General features: G+C 52.8%; 15 protein-coding genes and 1 pseudogene. 12 read left to right on the top strand and 4 right to left on the bottom strand.

The genetic code is table 11. The annotated features are described in order from the left end of the window. Nucleotides 1–15 precede the first annotated feature (15 nt). Nucleotides 16–1,689, top strand: coding sequence for an extracellular solute-binding protein (locus C7820_RS09780; protein ID WP_258875184.1), 1,674 nt, complete (start codon nucleotides 16–18; stop codon nucleotides 1,687–1,689). 24 nt (nucleotides 1,690–1,713) lie between these two features. Here C7820_RS09780 and C7820_RS09775 read toward each other — a convergent pair whose 3' ends face one another. Next, the gene (locus C7820_RS09775) at nucleotides 1,714–2,142 is read right to left on the bottom strand and encodes a hypothetical protein (protein ID WP_116230789.1); all 429 of its coding nucleotides are present in this window, start codon (nucleotides 2,140–2,142) and stop codon (nucleotides 1,714–1,716) included. A gap of 322 nt (nucleotides 2,143–2,464) precedes the next feature. On the opposite strand from C7820_RS09775, the gene C7820_RS09770 reads away from it, so the two are divergent. The 3 genes from C7820_RS09770 to C7820_RS09760 all read left to right on the top strand — a co-directional run bounded on the left by C7820_RS09770 (nucleotide 2,465) and on the right by C7820_RS09760 (nucleotide 5,450). Beyond that, entirely contained in the window at nucleotides 2,465–3,232 is a 768-nt protein-coding gene (locus C7820_RS09770; protein ID WP_116230788.1) for an arylamine N-acetyltransferase family protein, read from the top strand. A gap of 161 nt (nucleotides 3,233–3,393) precedes the next feature. Continuing rightward, the gene (proP, locus tag C7820_RS09765) at nucleotides 3,394–4,893 is read left to right on the top strand and encodes a glycine betaine/L-proline transporter ProP (RefSeq protein WP_116230787.1); all 1,500 of its coding nucleotides are present in this window, start codon (nucleotides 3,394–3,396) and stop codon (nucleotides 4,891–4,893) included. A 245-nt stretch (nucleotides 4,894–5,138) separates the two neighbouring features. Next, nucleotides 5,139–5,450, top strand: coding sequence for a hypothetical protein (locus C7820_RS09760; RefSeq protein WP_076166622.1), 312 nt, complete (start codon nucleotides 5,139–5,141; stop codon nucleotides 5,448–5,450). Between the two features lie 74 nt (nucleotides 5,451–5,524). On the opposite strand, the gene C7820_RS09755 is transcribed toward C7820_RS09760, so the two are convergent. Continuing rightward, complete coding sequence (locus tag C7820_RS09755) at nucleotides 5,525–6,394, bottom strand: pentapeptide repeat-containing protein (RefSeq protein WP_258875183.1); 870 nt, start codon at nucleotides 6,392–6,394, stop codon at nucleotides 5,525–5,527. A 197-nt stretch (nucleotides 6,395–6,591) separates the two neighbouring features. On the opposite strand from C7820_RS09755, the gene C7820_RS09750 reads away from it, so the two are divergent. Further along, nucleotides 6,592–7,344, top strand: a complete 753-nt coding sequence (locus C7820_RS09750) for an SDR family oxidoreductase (protein WP_116230785.1) — start codon at nucleotides 6,592–6,594, stop codon at nucleotides 7,342–7,344. Nucleotides 7,345–7,408: 64 nt separating this feature from the next. Here the strand turns inward: C7820_RS09750 and C7820_RS09745 are convergent, their stop codons facing one another. After that, a complete protein-coding gene (locus C7820_RS09745) occupies nucleotides 7,409–7,564 on the bottom strand; it encodes an aspartyl-phosphate phosphatase Spo0E family protein (RefSeq protein ID WP_076166611.1) in 156 nt (51 codons plus the stop codon). 322 nt (nucleotides 7,565–7,886) lie between these two features. Here C7820_RS09745 and C7820_RS09740 point away from each other — a divergent pair, with 322 nt between their 5' ends. Beyond that, nucleotides 7,887–8,078, top strand: coding sequence for a hypothetical protein (locus tag C7820_RS09740; RefSeq protein ID WP_105443220.1), 192 nt, complete (start codon nucleotides 7,887–7,889; stop codon nucleotides 8,076–8,078). 139 nt (nucleotides 8,079–8,217) lie between these two features. Here C7820_RS09740 and C7820_RS09735 read toward each other — a convergent pair. Then, nucleotides 8,218–9,058 (bottom strand): annotated as a pseudogene (locus tag C7820_RS09735) (manganese catalase). Between the two features lie 213 nt (nucleotides 9,059–9,271). On the opposite strand from C7820_RS09735, the gene C7820_RS09730 reads away from it, so the two are divergent. The 6 genes from C7820_RS09730 to iolD all read left to right on the top strand — a co-directional run bounded on the left by C7820_RS09730 (nucleotide 9,272) and on the right by iolD (nucleotide 18,284). Then, the gene (locus tag C7820_RS09730) at nucleotides 9,272–11,152 is read left to right on the top strand and encodes a WG repeat-containing protein (RefSeq protein WP_116230784.1); all 1,881 of its coding nucleotides are present in this window, start codon (nucleotides 9,272–9,274) and stop codon (nucleotides 11,150–11,152) included. Between the two features lie 161 nt (nucleotides 11,153–11,313). After that, complete coding sequence (locus C7820_RS09725; protein WP_181908986.1) at nucleotides 11,314–12,738, top strand: spore germination protein; 1,425 nt, start codon at nucleotides 11,314–11,316, stop codon at nucleotides 12,736–12,738. Nucleotides 12,739–12,773: 35 nt separating this feature from the next. After that, a complete protein-coding gene (locus tag C7820_RS09720; protein ID WP_116230782.1) occupies nucleotides 12,774–13,868 on the top strand; it encodes a GerAB/ArcD/ProY family transporter in 1,095 nt (364 codons plus the stop codon). Next, complete coding sequence (locus C7820_RS09715; protein WP_116230781.1) at nucleotides 13,865–14,998, top strand: Ger(x)C family spore germination protein; 1,134 nt, start codon at nucleotides 13,865–13,867, stop codon at nucleotides 14,996–14,998. Before C7820_RS09720 ends, C7820_RS09715 begins: the two co-directional genes overlap by 4 nt. Nucleotides 14,999–15,329: 331 nt before the next feature. Further along, nucleotides 15,330–16,355 carry an inositol 2-dehydrogenase gene (iolG, locus tag C7820_RS09710; RefSeq protein ID WP_116230780.1) on the top strand — a complete coding sequence of 342 codons (1,026 nt, stop codon included), beginning with the start codon at nucleotides 15,330–15,332 and terminating at the stop codon, nucleotides 16,353–16,355. 66 nt (nucleotides 16,356–16,421) lie between these two features. Beyond that, nucleotides 16,422–18,284 carry a 3D-(3,5/4)-trihydroxycyclohexane-1,2-dione acylhydrolase (decyclizing) gene (gene iolD, locus C7820_RS09705; RefSeq protein ID WP_116230779.1) on the top strand — a complete coding sequence of 621 codons (1,863 nt, stop codon included), beginning with the start codon at nucleotides 16,422–16,424 and terminating at the stop codon, nucleotides 18,282–18,284. Nucleotides 18,285–18,297 lie beyond the last annotated feature (13 nt).

Here is an 18,297-nt window from a genome sequence, read left to right as displayed (position 1 = left end):
TTTCGGGAGGTACCTATGAAACGGAAAGGAAACGGGAGAGCGGCGGTGTGGGGATGGCTGGTTTGCATGGTTCTGCTCATAACGGTATTGCCGGCTTGCGATCGTGAGCGGACGACGAAGACGGCAAGTTCGTTGCCGACTGCTGAAACAACCCTGATGACGGGAGGAGGCAAAGGTTCGTCCGCCTCGGATGCCAAGCTGACCTATTGGGCTGAACTGAACGGCAACGCGGCGGGGATCAAGTCCACCTTTAACCAGGTGCCGTTCTTTCAGGAATGGCAGCGGAGAACCGGCGTCCAGCTGACGTTCATCCAGCCTCCGGCCAACCAGGCGAAGGAAGCGATCAGCGTGCTGCTGGCATCCGGCGATCTGCCGGATATGATGGAGTACGAATGGATCAACTATCCGGGGGGACCGGAGAAGGCGATCAACGACGGCTATATTTTACGCCTGAATGAAGCGATCGATCAGTACGCCCCGAACTTGAAGCGGTACCTGAAGGCGCATCCCGATATCGATATGCAAATCCGTACAGCCGGAGGCAGCTATTACGCATTCCCGTTTATCCAGGGAGACGACAAGCTGCGGACTTACCAGGGACCGATTATCCGCAAGGATTGGCTGGATGAGCTGGGCCTGGACGTACCTGTGACGATCGACGATTGGCATACGGTGCTCAAGGCATTCAAGGAAAAGAAAGGCGCGAAAGCGCCGCTTACCTTCCTTGGCGTACCGAACCCGCTGTTTGGCATCGAGGGCGGAGGGTTTATCGGCGCATTCGGAATTAAGAAAGGCTTTTACCAAGAGGAGGGAAAAATCAAGTTCGGCCCGGTTGAGCCGGGGTATAAACAATTTCTGTCACTGTTCCGGCAGTGGTACGCGGAAGGGTTGATCGACCCGAACTTTGCTGCCGTGGACTCCGAAACACAGGACACGAACATGATCCTGAGCCGAAGCGGTGCAGGCATTTGGAATGCGGGCGCCGGCATCGGCACGTGGCTGCCTGTTATGAAAGCGCAGGATTCGTCGGTGGAGCTCGTTCCGGCGCCCTATCCGGTGCTTCAACGCGGAGACCGGCCCGAATTCGGGCAGCTGGCCCCGGCTGTCGGATCCAGCGGGGTGGCGATTTCCGCGAAGAGCAAGCATGTCGAAGAAGCGGTCAAGATGCTGGACTACGGGTACGGACCGGAAGGACATCTGCTTTTTAATTTCGGCATCGAAGGGGTCAGCTACGAGATGAAGGACGGGTATCCGGCGTATACGGACGTCATTTTGCACAACCCGGATAAGCTGGCGCCATCACAGGCGCTGGCGATGTACACCAGGGCAAGTTATTTCGGGCCTTTCGTCCAGGATATACGTTACATGGAACAGTATTATTCCCTTCCGGAGCAGAAGGAGGCGGTCCGGGTGTGGTCCGACACGGATGCGGCGCTTCATACGCTGCCTGCGCTTCCGACCACAGAGAAGGAGAGCACCGAGCTGGCGGTGATCATGCAGGAAGTCAATAAGACCGTAACCGAAATGTCGCTGAAAATCATTATGGGCATGGAGCCGGTATCCGCTTTTGATGAATACGTGAAAAAAATCCGGCTGATGGATATCCAGCGTGCCATCGACATAGAACAGCAAGCGCTGGACCGTTATCGCGCATCCGTATCCAAAACAGGCGGGAACACCACCGGTTGACCGTGGAACGGGCTGTCCCGAAACCTACGATTTTAAGCCTTTCCTGATAGCAGGAACCGCTGCTGACAAGAGCGTGTTAAAGGCAATATAGAACGGAAACACAATCATTTCGAACATTAAAATCAAGCCGGTGACCGGAGCGGGATCATCTCCCGGATTCGTCAGCGGAAACAGCATGCTGAAGCCCCAAATCAACAGGATGAAATACGGGATCCACAGAACGGCAGCGGCATAAGCGGATTTGCGGCCGGAAACGAGACGCTTGCTCAGCCAATAGCAGAGGATCAATGATACGACCAGCAGGGCCAGATTCGCCCAGTTCAATGCATTATAGATGCCAGTCCAATTCGTGATTCTTTCCAGCCTGTACACATTGCCCAAACTTTCCGCATGGAGGAAAAAGAGGAAAGCGTAAATACAGCTCATCACATTCAATTTGAAAAAATAGCGCATGAAGGTTCATCTCCCATTAGTCCAGCGGTTCGCTGGGCTTCATTGCGTTGACGGATCGGCAAGCCGAGAATTTGTTCAATGCGGCGGATGCCACGTGGTGCTGCTCTGGCGCCTTTCACAAAGCCACATCTTTTATGGAAAATACAGGTTTCCATTCATTACCATTATACCTGAATCTAATTTGTAACGGTACAGCTGTGATAAATTCGCATTGTCCCGGCAGATCGCTCCCTGTACCTTATAAGTAATGGATTTTTTGTAATCGCATATCAATCAGCCCGTTTCTAATCACGATTTCATCTTCCCAAATGAGGTGAGAAGAATGTTTAACCTGCAAAAATACATGAGCAGACTGGGGATGGCCTATCAAATCGACATCACGCCCGATCTGAAGCTCCTGCGCGAACTGCAATATCGGCACATCATGCATATTCCTTTTGAAAACCTAGATATCATGGGTGGGGTCCCTTTGTCGATGAAACCGGACATTCTCTTCAACAAGATCATTGAAGGCCGGCGCGGAGGCGTATGCTACGAATTGAACGGGTTGTTTCACAGCCTTCTCAAAGCGCTTGGATTCAGCGTATCGATGGCTGCCTGTACCGTCAAGCAGGAGGAAGGTTGGTTTATCTACGGAACCCATGCCGTAAATGTCGTTCATCTTCCAGGTGGAGATTACCTCGTGGATGTTGGTTTTGGCGGCCGAAGCCCCCGAGTACCGGTTCCACTGAACGGCGAATGGACTGAGGACTGGGATGGACAATGGCGCCTGCGTCCGTATACAGAAAAACAGGACCGATTGGTTTTGGAGAAGGAAACCCCAGGTGAGTGGGAGATGCTGTACCAGTTGGACAGGGAGCCGCGACTGCTGGAAGATTTCACAGCGGTGTTCGATATGACGCAGTACGGGCACGAATCGAAATTCAATAAAATACGGGTGGCCATGATTCAGACGGAGCAGGGACGCGTTACGCTGAGCGGAAACTCTTTAACCCGGGTAAACGGAGAGATGAAATCTAAAGAAGACGTCGAGCCGGAACGGATTGGGCAGGTGCTGCGCGAGCTATTCCATATTGAATGGAAGGAATGACGGTCCATTAGCAGCCGGTCTCGTGATTAGCCCGTATTGAGGGCAAGAAGACTGACTTCGTTAATGAAGGAGGGCTGCCGGTTCTTCGATGAATTGGTGTAAGGCTTCGGGCGAATACTAGTTTGGTCAAGGTATTTTCGCTTGCAGAGGAGTCTTCGATTATGGACAGCAACAATCACGAGAAAAGTAAATGGGCGCTGCCTTTCCGAAAAAAAACCGGACCCCGGCTCCATAAGGACGATATCACGGTCGTGGACACCGGCAACGCCAAGAAGGCCGTCGTCGCCACCGCATTGGGAAATGCCATGGAATGGTTCGACTTCGGAATCTACTCTTATTTGGCCGTCATTATGGGCAAGGTGTTTTTCCCGGAGATGACGGGTTCCATCCAGCTGATTTATACATTTGCCACGTTTTCCATCGCCTTTCTCGTCAGGCCGTTCGGCGGTTTGTTTTTTGGGAGGCTGGGGGACCGACTAGGCCGGAAAAAAGTGCTCACCATCACGTTGGTCATGATGGCGGTGTCTACGCTCTGCATCGGCCTCATCCCGAGCTACGCATCCATCGGCATTACCGCTTCGGTGCTGCTGCTGCTGGCCCGCCTGGTCCAGGGCTTCTCCACCGGGGGAGAATATTCGGGCGCCATGACCTTCATTGCCGAATCTACGCCCGACAAGCGCCGCGGATTTATGGCGAGCGGTCTGGAAGTAGGCACCCTGGTGGGGTACATTGCCGGATCCGGGTTGGTGACACTGCTTAGCTACCTGCTCGGGCCCGACCGGATGCTGGCTTGGGGCTGGAGGATTCCTTTTTTTATCGCGGCTCCGATCGGCTTGGTCGGCCTGTACCTGCGGAATCATCTCGAAGAAACTCCCGCCTTTGAGGCGATGGAGAAAGCAGCCCAGGATGAAGGGAGGCAGAAAGTGCCTTTCCGGGAACTGCTAAAGGTTCAGTGGAGAGTCGTCCTGCTCTGCATCGTCATGGTGTGTTCCTTCAATGTCGTGGACTATATGGTATTGTCTTACATGCCATCGCACCTTACCGCGGTGCTCGGTTACGGAGAGACGGAAGGGCTGCTGCTCATCCTTATTGTCATGTTCATCATGATCCCGATTGTGCTGTTCATGGGTTACTTCAGCGACCGGATCGGGAACAAACGCATCATCCAAGGCGGTCTGCTGGGGCTGATCGTGCTCTCGCTGCCGGCATTTTGGTGGATCGGGAGCGGCAAGGGAGGGATGGTCTTTCTCGGTCTGCTGTGCCTCGCCGTTCTTCTGACCTGTTTTGAAGGCACCATGCCGTCGGTGCTTCCGGCTTTGTTTTTTACCAAGGTCCGATATGGAGCCCTGGCGATTACTTATAATATTTCAGCATCCCTGTTCGGCGGGACCACTCCGCTTGTCATGGCTTGGCTGATCAATCTGACCGGTGAGCCCTTGGTACCGGCGTATTATTTGATCGCGGTTTCAATTATCGGCTTTATCATCGTGACCATGTGGTTTACCGAGACCTCGGGCCGGTCGCTTCGCGGTTCTGCGCCCGCGGTGGAGAAGCCGCACGAAGTTCATGAGGTGCTTCAAGAGCCGGAGGAAGCGCTGTGGTGGCATGAGGAGCAGTCGGCCATCCACGATCAGCTGTCCGATTCAGATCCAACACGTTAAGGAAATAAGGATGGCGTGATGAAATATATAAATCTTTAAAAAGGCGCTGGAACAAGGGTTCCGGCGTCTTTTTTGCTTCTTTTTCCAAATATTTATGTGAAAGCCTTTTCAATTGTGTTTAAATGTGTTATCTTTGAGGTAATCTAATTGTGTCTAAATTGTGAAAGCAATTTGTCGAAATTGTGAATCATCGCTGATCCATAGCGTATGATATAGCATCCAATGTTTTTAAGGAGGAATTCATCATGACCTTTTTACTGCTGAGTGTGTTTACCGCTGCGTTGATCGGTGTGTTGTTTTTCGGGAAGAAGCACGAGGTGTTGATTGCCAACGTCATGAATACATTGCTGCTCACGGGTCTTGCGATTGCGTCCGGAATGCATTTGAGCTCTGGCGGCTTGTTCTATCTGATTCTGATTTTCTACTACGTGGTGCCGATGTATGCTGTCATTACGCTGTTTGGTGTCATGAAGAAGAACAACAAGAAGAAGCAGAAGGACGTATTTATCAGTTCCTTTGAGCCGTCCCTCCCCGATTTGCGTGGAGAACGCGCCTAATATCCAATAATAATTAACCGCTGGGACAACGAGGTTCCAGCGGTTGTTTTATTTTGTGAACTCTTGGCAGGCTATTAGGTCCAGTGAAAAGGTCGCTCCAAATGTGCTGGAATTTTGGTAGCTGCGTTCCCTTTGGCGGCATTGATCTGGAACTGGGTCAGAAAAAGGCATCCGCTCAAATCCGCGCCGCTGATGTCCGCGTCCCGGAAGTCGGCGCCGATCAGATCCGTGATTCGGAGGTCTGCATCCCGAAGGTCGGCCGCGATCAAATATGCGCCTCTAAAGCTCTGAAATTTGAGATCGGCGCCTTTCAGCTTGGCACCGATCAGATCCGCCCCGCGTCCCTTCAAGTTCTTACGAGAAGACGGTCCCTTGTAACGTCGGCGTGCCTCCTCCCGAACGAGTTCACTGGTCTTAAGGAGCAGGAGGTTTACTTCGGCCCGGTGAGCGGGAATATCCAGCTTCAATATTTCCTCTGGCGGAAGTTCGGTGAGACGATGCGTTTCATTCAGCTGCGTTCTAAGCTCCTCGTGGATCAGGTGGGCGTCTGGATGGCTTAGCGCTTCGCTTAAATAGGCCAGAAGCTCGTGCAGCTGTCGCATGACAGGAAACACTTCGAACATTTGCTTCGCCGTCTCCGGCGCTTGGCGCCAGTCTATGCCGCTATAAGTAAACTGGGAAACTTTTTGTCCGGCCCCGAAACAGTCATAAACGGTACATCCGCGAAATCCCTTTTGGCGCAGGCTGTTATGAATACCGCAGCGGAAATCGGATTGCAGATGGCGGCAGGGCTCTCCCGCCTGCTTGTCCATGGCAAAGTCGGATGAGGCGGCAAAAGGAAGGGAGACGCAGCACAGGCCGAAGCATTTCTCGCAGTCTGCCTTCAGGGCAGCTCGTCCGAAGTCTCCTAAGTCTTCAAAATGATATGGGTCTGGTTCACTCAATGTTGATATCTCCTTCATGTAAAATCAGTCCGATTTTCTTTTTACCTACAGTTATCTTACAATAAATTGAAGCATTTATCGATGACGTGATGCTTATCAGCCTGAAGCTTTCGCCAGATTTACTGATACATGGAATCGAGCGGAGATTGGACATCTTATCATTGTGAACTAATTTATCCAACGGGAGTGAAGGAGAAATGAAGATTAGCGGAAATACGATACTCATTACCGGCGGCGCATCCGGAATCGGGCTGGCCTTGGCGGAGCGGTTCGTTCAGGCGGGGAATACCGTGATCATTTGCGGGCGCCGCGCAGACAAGCTTCAAGAGCTGAAGGAACGTTATCCGGATATACATACGGTGGCATGTGACCTGTCTGTGGAATCCCATCGGCTGGAATTGTTCCGTAAGGTGACGTCCGAATTTCCGGGTTTGAACGTTCTCATCAATAATGCAGGCATTCAGCAGCGGGTTCATTTGCTCGAAGCGGAGAAAGAGTGGGAGTATTACCGTCAGGAAATTTCAATTAATGTAGATGCACCGATTCATTTAACGCTGTTGTTTATGCCGCACTTGCTAAAGCAACCGGATCCGGTCATCGTCAATGTCACCTCAGGATTGTCCATTACGCCGGGAGCCTGGGTTCCGATTTACAGCTCTACCAAGGCCGCGCTCCATTCCTTTACCGTTAGTCTCCGGATTCAGCTGGCTCAAACGTACGCCAAGGTGATTGAAGTGCTGCCGCCTGCGGTCAACACCGATCTTGGCGGGGCCGGGCTTCACACCTTCGGCGCGCCTCTTGACGAGTTTGCCGACTCGGTATTCAGGGACCTGCAAGCCGGTAAAGAGGAGATTGGTTATGGCGGTACGGAGGAGAGGCTGCATTTGTCGGCGATACAAGCAAGAGAAACGGCAGCCCGGATGTACGATGGCTTCCGGTCAGGTACATAACATCTTGCACACGATGCAGAACAGGAAGAGGACCTGCTGACAGGATCAGCAGGTCCTCTTTGGGTTACATGTTTTCTTTTAAAAATTTGTCGTAGTCGTTTAATGCCCGGTCTAATTTCTGACTGGCCTTGATCAGCTCCGGATCGGTGAGACATCTGCATACGGACAGTTTATTCAATTCCAACCGAAGCTCTTCAATTTTACGAATAATTTTATCCATGGTTGAACAGCTCCTTAGAAATTTTGCATCCTCCTTGCGCTCGCAGCATGCCGCAACGACAGATGCGTCAACACTTTTTTCGATCCAGCACATGATTTTTGAAAAAGAATGATACTACATTTTTCGCTAAATTCCCCTCAAATCCCTTCCGTGAAGCTGACATATTATCGAAATGTTACCCGATGATGAAATTTTTTTTTAGGTTCATAAAACCCTTCCGGCCTGGACAGCGAAATTCGATATAAATGGGTAAAATTTACATGGTTTAAGGAACGGGTGTTCGTATATAATAAAAACATACGTTCGGTTAGGAGGGTCTGTCATGTCAGAAAAATATGTTGGGCAAACCGTGGAGATCGTTTATTTAGACCAGGCCGGTAACATTACGCAGCGTAAAATCGAAGTGAAAGAGATGCGCGGGAACACCGTCAGGGCAGTATGCCTGAAGACAGGTGCCCCAAGAACCTTTCGGAGGGATCGGATTCTGGCATGGCAGGTCGCAAGAACTGCCTAGGACCGGTTAGGACGGAGTTCTTGACGCAGCTCAATTCGTGCGTATTGCTTCATCAATAAATTGATTCTTCGAAGAGAACGGAACCCAAATAAAAAGCCTAACCCGGTATGGGCTAGGCTTTCTCTGTATATATCAAAACTTACTTCTGCAGTACCTTGTCATCGAGATCATGATGGAGCGATGCAGCCGGCTTCAATGGCTTGTAGACCTGGCCTTGCGGTTCGGGATCGGCCAAGTAAACAAAGTCCCCGGAGCCGTCCGGGGCGATTCCTTTGGCCCACAGCCCTTCGCTCGACTCTACGCCTTCGGATAAGTTCCAGAATTCGTAGGCCTGCGGCTGTGCTTCCTGCTCCGACTCCGCGGGGAACGAAGCGGGAACGACAACGCCGTTTTTCGCTTCGAGCTCCTGAATCGCAGCCATCCATTGGTATTGATGGTAACGGTCGCGGGCCAGCATTTTGCGGAGCGTCGCGCGCACGCTTTCATCCGATGTCATATGGTATAAACGGGCAACCTGAAGCCGCCCCTGGCTTTCCGCATGCAGGTTGGATCGCATGTCGGCCAGCAAATTGCCGCTTGCCACAATATATCCGGCATTCCATGGGACGCCGGTCGAGCTCGTTGGGAGACCGCCAAGCCCGCTGACCAGCAGATGCTGCGGGTTGATGCCGCCCATGATCGCTGCGAGGACAGGGTCTTTGCCCGCTTCCTCCTGATCAGCCGGTGAAGCACCGTCCAGCAGCTGGCTGATCAAGGCACAGAGCATTTCAACATGGCCGATTTCCTCGGTGCCGATGTCCATCAGCATATCTTTGTATTTTTCCTCGCCTCTGCAGTTAAATCCTTTGGAAGAGATACTGCATCATCACGGTCATTTCACCGAACTGGCCTCCAAGCACCTCTTGGACCTGCCGCGCAAACATGGGATCCGGGCGCTCAACTTTGACTTCGAACTGCAGCTCCTTTTGATGACGAAACATGAAATCCCTCCTGTAGTAAGTGATGGTTTGTGTGCTTTGGACTTTGTATTTGCAAGATGTAATTAACCTCCCTGGTAAAAATAAAACAAACAGGATCATCAATGTCGGGGATATGATAAAGAACAAGTTCGCCGGCTTTCTGTCTCAGTCCTGGCATATCTTCCCGCTCTCGGCATACCATTAGGCAAAAGCAAAGAGAGAGGGAGGATACGGATGAACGAAAATGAACCGCAAAGTCCGGTACAGCTGGTCAGCACGCACCTGCCGGAAGGGGCTGAGCTGGTTACGATGAATACTCCAGCCGGACAACCTGCCGTGATTGCCGAGGATTTAACTGGGGATCGGGTCCCGGAGATATCCGCCGTCTACCGGTTGAATGATGCGCTGTACTTGCTTGTGCTCCAGTTCAGCGAAGGGGCATGGAGAACGATGGCCAGGATCCAGGGCCCAGGCTATGGAGTCACGTTCTTGACCGCTGCACCGGTAACCAAGCCTGGGCGGAACAACCTGCTCGTAGGCTGGCAGATCGGTTCCATTTGGTCGAAGCTGTCCGTGTATGAGTGGACGGAGTATGGTTTGACGGATGTAGCGCCTGCAGAAATGAGCTACAGCTATATTGACGTGGCGGATTGGCCGGGCCCTGGAGGTCCAGACGGCAGATCCGAGCTCGCACTCTGGATCCACGATACGGGCGAAGCCTACCGGACGGAGGTGCTGCGCTGGCGGGACGGGAGTTTTCACCCGGCTGAAGATGTTTACCCCGCCTATTACCCTGAAGTAGCCCGCTACTATGAACGGATGACCGAATCCTATCCGGATTATCCGTTCTACTGGTACTATCTGGCCGAGGCGCAGTATCGGGCCGGTATCCCGCAGGCGGCACTGCATTCGGTACGAAGAGCCTTAGGATTTGCCCAGCCGTATCCTTCCCGGGAAACCCTTTTGACGCTGGAGAGGAAGATCCTGCAGCTGCCTCGCGTGGCGGAGCTGCTGCGGTTTTCGGCCCGAACCGCCGAAGGGCTTCGGTGGGGGTATATCAACACGAGCGGTACGATGGTACTTCCGGCCAGATACGAGGAGGCGGCGGAATTTCAGAAGAACGGTCTTGCTATTGTCCGGGAACGAGGAAAATACGGATTGATCGATCAAGCCGGGATGTGGGTCGTTGCCCCGGTGTATGATTCGATATCGCCGTTTTCGGAACACCGGGCCGTCGTCACGGACGGCGGCGTCTGCAAGCTGATCGATGAACAAGGTAAGGTGGTAACGAAATGCGGGTACTCGTATATCGCGGATATGCGGGAAGGCAGGTCCGTATTTCGTGGAGAGGGCTATCAGGGGGAAACGGTACATATCGGCCGTTACGGCTATCTGGATTCCCAGGGATACGAGATCATCCCGGCAAGATATGAGGAAGCCGGCGATTTTGGCAGTGGAAGAGCCTGGGTCAAAATGAAGGATGGTGCGTACGCGCTAATCGGGCTGGACGGCCGCAGTCTATACGAATATGAGTTTGAGTATGCCGGTCCTCCAGGCGGCGGATTGCTCGTTTGTCAGCAGCAGGCCGGCGGAAAATACGGCTATATCGATCTGCGCGGTCAAGTCCGTATACAGCCTGCTTTTACCTCGGCGTCTCCCTTCCGCCGTCAGCGGGCGATCGTGAACATGGGGGAGGGCGGCACGAAGAGATACGGCGTCATCGATGAATCAGGTCAATTCGTCGTTCCACCTGAATATGACGAGATTCGTGACCTCGGTGAGGAAAGGCTGGCACTCGCGCACGCCGTGAATCCGGGGCAGCCGTCTATCGGCTTGAACTATGCGATTGCGGATTGGGAGGGCAGGCTGCTGACAGACTTTGCGTATACCCGCGTGTCGGCCTATCAAGATGGTCTGGCATCGGTCGCGGATGGGCAGGACACCTTTTTGATCGATTCTAGCGGTGCAGCCGCGTCCGGATATCCAAAGGTGGAAGGCAGCGGCAGCCTGACTTTGAAGGGGAACGGCCTAATTGAAGTCCAAGTGGACCGGCGGATGTCGTATGTAACTCGTGACGGAAGAACCATTTGGCGGGACCAGGATCCTCCCAAATGACTTCAGCCCGCCAATCACAATAAACCTTGAATTCGACGAACCGCTGCCGTGAAGGCCAGCGGTTTTTTTGGATTGGAAGGTTCAGGATCGATTGGGAATAATTTTACACGGGATGGGGGAAATTAACCGCAGTCTAACTAGTTATGGCAGGAGGGCAGGCTGTGACCTCACCAGAGCAAACGATCTATCCTTCGCTTGACGGGAACATTTCATACATCCGGGACAAGCTGTGTCACACCGACGATCTGAAGGTCAGGCACCTAACTTACCGCGGACAATCTTCGGCGCTCGTATATCTGGAATCAACGGTGGACCCAACCCTGATCGAGCGCAACGTCATCCGCCCGCTGCGGCAGGGAGGAGATGAGGACTTGTCCCAGCTTTTCCTGACGCTCCGGCTCGAGACCGAACACAAGCTGGATAAGGGCACGCAATCCCTTTTGTCGGGCAATTGCTTGTTTTTTACCCAGAATGACATGAAGCAGTTCTACGTTTTGACCACGCCGGCCAAGTACGAACGCAGCATTACGGAGCCGGAAAACGAAGGCATTATCCGCGGGGCACACAACGGTTTTATCGAGGATTTAACGGTCAATTTGTATCAGATCCGCCAGCAGATCAACTCGACGGACCTGAAGGTGCATTATCACAATATAGGCAGTACGGCTCCACGCAAAGTAGCGGTAATGTACATGAATAACCTGGCGGACCCTGCCGTAGTCAAAAAAGTGGAAGGCAGGCTGAAGGGCATCACGCTCGATTCCGTCATTTCGACCGGCTTTATCCAAGAATTCATGGAGGATCAGCCGTTTTCGATCTTTCCCCAGTTTTTGAATACGGAACGGCCGGACCATACGGGCGCGTATTTGCTCGACGGGCATGTGGTCATTATGCTCGAAGGGGATCCGACGGCTTTGATCGTTCCGGTGAGCTTTTTCTGCTTTTATCAAACCCCTGACGATTACAGCAACCGTTGGATGATCGCATCGTTTGTGCGGTTTATCCGGCTGCTCAGCTTCATTACCGCCTTTCAGCTGCCGGCATTCTATATCGCCATCGTAGCGTTTCATTCGAATATTTTGCCTATTCAGCTGTTCTTTACTGTGCAGGGTTCATTGACCCGGGTACCGTATCCCCCGCTCGTTGAAGCGATGCTGCTCGAGCTGATCTTCGAATTGCTGAGGGAGGCAGGACTCCGGCTGCCAAGCCGAGTAGGGCAAACGATCGGCATTGTTGGTGGTCTGGTCATCGGGGATGCGATCGTCAAGGCGGGTTTCGTGTCGTATACGATGATTATCGTTGTGGCTTTAACCGCGATTTCGTCGTTTTTGATACCGTCCAATGAGATGAGCTCGGCGATCCGGATATTGCGGTTTCCCCTGATGATATGCGCATCCATTTTCGGTTTTATCGGCATTGCTTTCGGACTAACGATCCTGTTCATTCATCTGTGCAAGCTGGAGTCGTTCGGGAAGCCTTATCTGTCGCCGCTGGCCCCATTGAAAATAAAGGGCTTCAAGGATGCATTTCTACGGTTTCCGATCTGGACGATCCGCGGCAGGCATGGCGAGAAAAAGCACAACTAACATCAGTTGACACGGATCCGGGAGGGGTGGCCAAGGTGGATCAGGCTGAGAAAAAGATGTCCCCGAAACAGCTGTTTTTGTTCATTATCCAAGCCCAAATCGGAGTCGGCGTGCTTTCGATTCCCTATGACCTTAGTAAGACGGCAAAAGGCGGCGGGGGCATATCGGTTGTGATCGCCGGAGCGATTACCCAAATCATCATTTTGATGATGTGGACTCTTCTGCGTAAGTTTCCCGGGATGAACCTTTTTCAAATTTGTATCCGGCTTGGCGGACCGATGGTAGGCAGGCTGCTGATCGCATGCTATGTCGGATATTTTATTTTGCTGGGCAGCAATGTTTTGCTCAATGCCTACATGGTACTCCAGCGCTGGATTCTGCAATCTACCCCCAAGTGGGTGGTACTGCTCCTGTTCTGTATCATGACGTATTACCTGGCCAAGGAAAAGCTCACGGTTTTGGCCAGGTTCTACAGCCTGTCGTCCATGCTGTTCATTCCTTTGATTATTTTTGTCAGCTACGGCCTGACACAGGCGCGGATCGAATACATGCTGCCGTTAACCGAAGCAGGCTTGATCAACATCCTGAAGGGAACCAAGGATACGACGATTTCGATGTACGGGTTCGAAATGTTCCTGATCATCTTTCCGTTCATCGACGCTTCAGACAGCAAGAAATTAAAAATGATCAGCTTGTCGAATCTGTTCGTTACCCTGTTCTACGTGTTTGTCGTGTGCACCTGTCTCATGGTGTTTAACCAGACGCAGCTGGCGATGATCCCGGAACCTGTCATTTACCTGGTCAAGTCGCTGAATTTTTACATCATCGACCGGGCGGATGTTCTGTTCTTGTCGATCTGGTCGATTACCTTGGTATGTTCCATCACCAGTTATTGCTACGCAGCAACGGACGGGCTTGCGGTCCTGTTTAAAAAGAAGGATCACCAAATTTTTGACCTGTGGGTTAAAGTAGCCTTTTTTTTAATCGCTCTGCTGCCGACCACGCCGATGGCGATTGAGCGCATCAACAAGATTTCCGAATATGCCGCGTACGTGTTCATTGCGGGCCTTCCCTTCCTGCTAATGCTGTTCTCTTTATTTGTCAAAAAGAAAGCGGGTGGAGCCGTATGAAACGAGGCCGCGGGGCACTTTGCTGTGCCATGCTGAGTCTGAGCACGGCGCTGCTGACCGGATGCTGGGACCGGGAATATTTGAAAGACTTGAATTTGGCCTACAGCGCAGGTTTTGATCTGACCAAGGATCATAAGATCAAGGAAACCGTTGAGCTGATCATTCCCCCGAAAACCGAACAGAGCTCCACGACAAATGAAATTCATTCGGCAGTGGGTTTGTCAACACGCGGGGCGAGCAACATCCTCCGGGCTCGCGTAAGAGGGAATATGCGGGTGATCAAGAACAGCGTGCAGCTGATCGGCAGATCTTTGGCCGAAGAAGGGCTCAAGGCACCGATGGACGTCAATTTCAGGGACCCTCGGAACCCGTCTTCCGACGTAAGGCTGGTCGTCACAGAGAACGATGCTTCAGAAATCATCGGCATGAAAAAAATAGGCGAGCTGCAAATCGGCGAATTCCTGACCCAGAAAATCAGCAGCTTGGAGAAAATGAGCCTGTTCTACCCGCCGGAAACCGTAAATACTGTATTTCGTGCTTTGACAGATCCGGGTCAGGATTTTGCGCTGCCTTATATCGGGGTACAAGGCTCCGAGATCGTTGCCAAAGGCGTCGCCTTGTTCCATGATCAGAGCTTTAGCGGATCGCTAGGCAAGGATCAGTCGATCATGCTGGTTCTGATGAAAGGAAAATCGGGAGGCAATGCCCGGTTTACCAAAACCGTGAATCTGGATACAACCAAGCCGATTCGCGGATCGATCAGCTACAACGTCGGCAATAAGAAGAGGAAGCGTGAGTTTCACGTTAGCGTCTCCCGGAACGGCGATGTTCACGTGAAACTGAGCCTCAAGCTTCAGGCGGTCATCGAGGAATTCACCGGACCGCAGCTGCTGGATGATAAAGCAGTAACGCGAGTGAACAAGGAGCTGTCGTCCATTATGACCGAGGAAGCCAGGGAGGTCGTGCGGGAACTGCAGCAGGCGAACTGCGATATTTTTGGGGTAGGCCGGCAGCTGATGGCCTATCATCCCAAACTGTGGAAGCGGATCGATTGGAACAAGGAGTACCGTAACGTTCAGTTTCATACCCAGGTCCAGGTGTCCATTATTGATACCGGGGTCATTCAATAACAGCCTGATGTCCATGCCGTACGGGATGCGGTATGGGATGTTTTGCGGTCTTGCCGTTTGCGGCAGGCCGCTTTTTTTGGTTTTCCAATTCGCTGGAAATAGAATGTTAACTTGCGGAAACTCATATATATGTCATGGAAACCGTTATCTAATAACCTGACACAATGCAGCGTTTAAAAAGCAATCGTATAGCAAGCGGCAAAAAAAATGTGGTATTAAATAACAAAAAAGGGTTTGCAAAGGTCCGGTGCGGTGTTATAATCCGATCAAGGAAAGCGGTTACCCTAAATGATTCATTGAAATGATATCGTGAGAACAAGGTGGAATGTCCATGAGTAAACAACTGAATATCGGCGTGATCGGAGCAGGGAGGATCGGAAGGCTGCATACCGAAAATCTGCTTAATCATCCTCAGGTTAAAGTGAAAGCGATTGCAGACCTGCAGATCGATCATGCCAGGGCATGGGCCAATGGGCTGGGGATCCCTTTGCTGACCCAGGATGCGGAACAGATCATCAGTGATCCGGGCATCGATGCCGTTTTTATTTGCACGTCAACCAATACCCATATTGACATGATCGAGCGATCCGCCAAGGCGGGTAAACACATTTTCTGCGAAAAGCCGATCTCCTTCGATGTCCGGGGAACCCGCCTTGCGCTGCAAGCCGCTTCCGACAGCGGCGTCAAATTCCAGCTTGGCTTCAACCGCAGATTTGACCCGAATTTCCGCAGAGTCAGGGAGATCGTCGCTTCCGGCCAGATTGGAGATCCCCATCTGATCAAGATCACTTCGCGCGACCCCAGCCCCCCTCCGCATGACTACATCAAGGTATCCGGCGGGCTGTTTATGGACATGGCGATTCACGATTTTGACATGGCCCGCTTTTTGAGCGGCAGCGAAGTGGATGAGGTGTATGTCCAAGGAGCGGTGCTGGTGGATCCGACCATCGGAGAGCTCGGAGATGTGGACACGGCGGTCATCATGCTGAGATTCCGGAACGGCGCGATCGGTGTCATCGACAACTCGAGGCAGGCTGCCTATGGGTACGATCAGCGCGTAGAAGTTTTCGGCTCACTGGGCCAGGTCAACGTGCAGAACGATTTTCCGAACTCGGCGGAAATCAGCACGGCCGGGGGCGTGTACCGGGATAAGCCGAAGCATTTTTTCCTGGAACGTTATGAAGCGGCGTATCGGCTTGAAATCGAGAGCTTTATCAAAGCGATCGTGAACAATGAGGACGTACCTGTCAGCGGAGAGGACGGGTATCAGGCGGAGCTGCTGGCGGATGCAGCAAAGAAATCATGGCTGGAGAAGAGACCCGTCAGCTTGTCCGAGTATTCGATGTCTACAACATAAGATTTTTGTTTGTCTTTAGGGTAAGCGATTAACCTTATGAAATATTCTGCGAAAGGATGGTTATGAATGGGCGTACTTCGATTAACGATGGCACAGGCTTTGCTTCGCTTCCTGGACCAGCAGTATGTGCAGCTGGACGGAAAGGAGCATAAGTTCGTAAAGGGAGTCATGGGTATTTTCGGTCACGGCAACGTCCTGGGCATCGGTGAAGCATTGGAGCGGGAGCCGGGCAGCCTCAGATTCATCCAGGGAAAAAATGAACAGGGCATGACGCATGCCGCCGTTGCGTACGCGAAGCAGAAGAATCGGCTGGAAATCTTCGCCTGTACTTCCTCCATAGGCCCGGGGGCGCTGAATATGGTCACGGCCGCCGCGACGGCGACGGTCAACCGGATACCTGTGCTGTTGCTTCCAGGCGATATTTTTGCCTGCCGGCAGCCAGACCCGGTCCTACAGCAGCTGGAGCATCCGATGGACTATACCGTGTCCGTCAACGATGCCTTCAAACCGGTCAGCCGGTACTGGGACCGGATTACGCGTCCCGAACAGCTGATGAGCTCGATGATCCAGGCGATGCGAGTACTGACTGACCCGGCGGAAACCGGCGCGGTCACCATCTGCCTGCCGCAGGACGTGCAGACAGAGGCGTACGATTATCCTGAGGATTTTTTCCGGAAAAGGGTGCATTATCTTGACCGCAAGCCGGCAAGCCAGGCAGCGATCGAGCGGGCGGCGGACCTGATTTCGCGCAAGCAAAAGCCGATCCTGATCGCCGGCGGCGGCGTTCATTATTCCTTGGCCTATGAAGAGCTGCGGCAGTTCGCGGAAGCGTTCGGCATTCCCGTGGCCGAGACCCAGGCGGGGAAGAGCGCAATCCCTTGGGACCATCCGCTGAATATGGGAGCGATCGGCGCGACCGGATCCCTTGCCGCGAACCGGCTTGCCAGAGAAGCGGATGCCGTCATTTGCGTGGGTACCCGGCTGGGGGATTTTCCGACCGCGTCCAAAACCGCTTTTACGAGTCCCAAAGCAGAATTCATTCATATCAATGTGAGCGGTTTTGACGCGTCAAAGCTGAATGCATGCCAGGTGGTGGCGGATGCTGGAGCGGGATTAAAAGAATTAACCTCCGCACTCCAGGCAAGGAGCTACAAGTCTGCTCATAACGGACCAGAGCTTGCCAAACTGAAAGCCGAATGGACCCGGGAGGTCGACAGGCTGTATGGCTTAGAGTCGGAAGAAGGCTTGGCGCAAACCCGCTTGCTCGGTGAGCTGAACCGTTTCATGGCAAACGAAGTGATCGTAGCGGCGTCCGGGAGTCTTCCCGGCGATTTACACCGCCTGTGGAGGTCGGAAGCGCCCAAATCCTATCACATGGAATACGGCTTTTCCTGCATGGGGTACGAAATTGCCGGGGCCTTCGGCGTGAAGCTCGCCGAGCCAGACAAGGAAGTCTATGCGCTCGTCGGCGACGGAAGCTACCTTATGCTTCATTCCGAGATTTTAACCAGCATCCAGGAAGGTGTAAAGGTGAACGTGATCCTTCTGGACAATCACGGGTACCAGTGCATACACAGCCTGCAGCGTGAAAACGGGAGCGACGGCTTCGGCAACGAATTCCGTCTGCGCAGCCCGGAAACGGGGCGCCTGACGGGGGACTACGTGCCGGTAGACTATGCGGCCCATGCGCGAAGCATGGGAATCAAGGCATTTTCCGCCACCAGTGTGGATGAGCTGAAGGAAGCCCTCCGGCAGGCCGGGGAGGAGAAGGGCTCTACCCTGATCGAAATCAAGGTGCTGCCTGGCACCCAGTCGGGCGGATACGAATCCTGGTGGAGGGTGGATGTACCGGAAGTGTCGACCAGCGATAAGGTGCGGGCTGCGAGGGAAACGATGAACGAACATGTGCAGCAGGCGCTGAAAATCTAAGTCCAAAGGGAGG

Source organism: Paenibacillus sp. VMFN-D1, assembly GCF_003386155.1.
GTDB lineage: Bacteria > Bacillota > Bacilli > Paenibacillales > Paenibacillaceae > Paenibacillus_AQ > Paenibacillus_AQ favisporus.
Note: the sequence above shows the minus strand (reverse complement) of the source record. Positions and strands in the feature narration are given on the sequence as shown.

Coding starts and splice junctions, on each gene's coding strand:
- C7820_RS09780 (WP_258875184.1), top strand. CDS start 16: ATGAAACGGAAAGGAAACGGGAGAGCGGCGGTGTGGGGATGGCTGGTT.
- C7820_RS09775 (WP_116230789.1), bottom strand. CDS start 2,142: ATGCGCTATTTTTTCAAATTGAATGTGATGAGCTGTATTTACGCTTTC.
- C7820_RS09770 (WP_116230788.1), top strand. CDS start 2,465: ATGTTTAACCTGCAAAAATACATGAGCAGACTGGGGATGGCCTATCAA.
- proP (WP_116230787.1), top strand. CDS start 3,394: ATGGACAGCAACAATCACGAGAAAAGTAAATGGGCGCTGCCTTTCCGA.
- C7820_RS09760 (WP_076166622.1), top strand. CDS start 5,139: ATGACCTTTTTACTGCTGAGTGTGTTTACCGCTGCGTTGATCGGTGTG.
- C7820_RS09750 (WP_116230785.1), top strand. CDS start 6,592: ATGAAGATTAGCGGAAATACGATACTCATTACCGGCGGCGCATCCGGA.
- C7820_RS09745 (WP_076166611.1), bottom strand. CDS start 7,564: ATGGATAAAATTATTCGTAAAATTGAAGAGCTTCGGTTGGAATTGAAT.
- C7820_RS09740 (WP_105443220.1), top strand. CDS start 7,887: ATGTCAGAAAAATATGTTGGGCAAACCGTGGAGATCGTTTATTTAGAC.
- C7820_RS09730 (WP_116230784.1), top strand. CDS start 9,272: ATGAACGAAAATGAACCGCAAAGTCCGGTACAGCTGGTCAGCACGCAC.
- C7820_RS09715 (WP_116230781.1), top strand. CDS start 13,865: ATGAAACGAGGCCGCGGGGCACTTTGCTGTGCCATGCTGAGTCTGAGC.
- iolG (WP_116230780.1), top strand. CDS start 15,330: ATGAGTAAACAACTGAATATCGGCGTGATCGGAGCAGGGAGGATCGGA.
- iolD (WP_116230779.1), top strand. CDS start 16,422: ATGGGCGTACTTCGATTAACGATGGCACAGGCTTTGCTTCGCTTCCTG.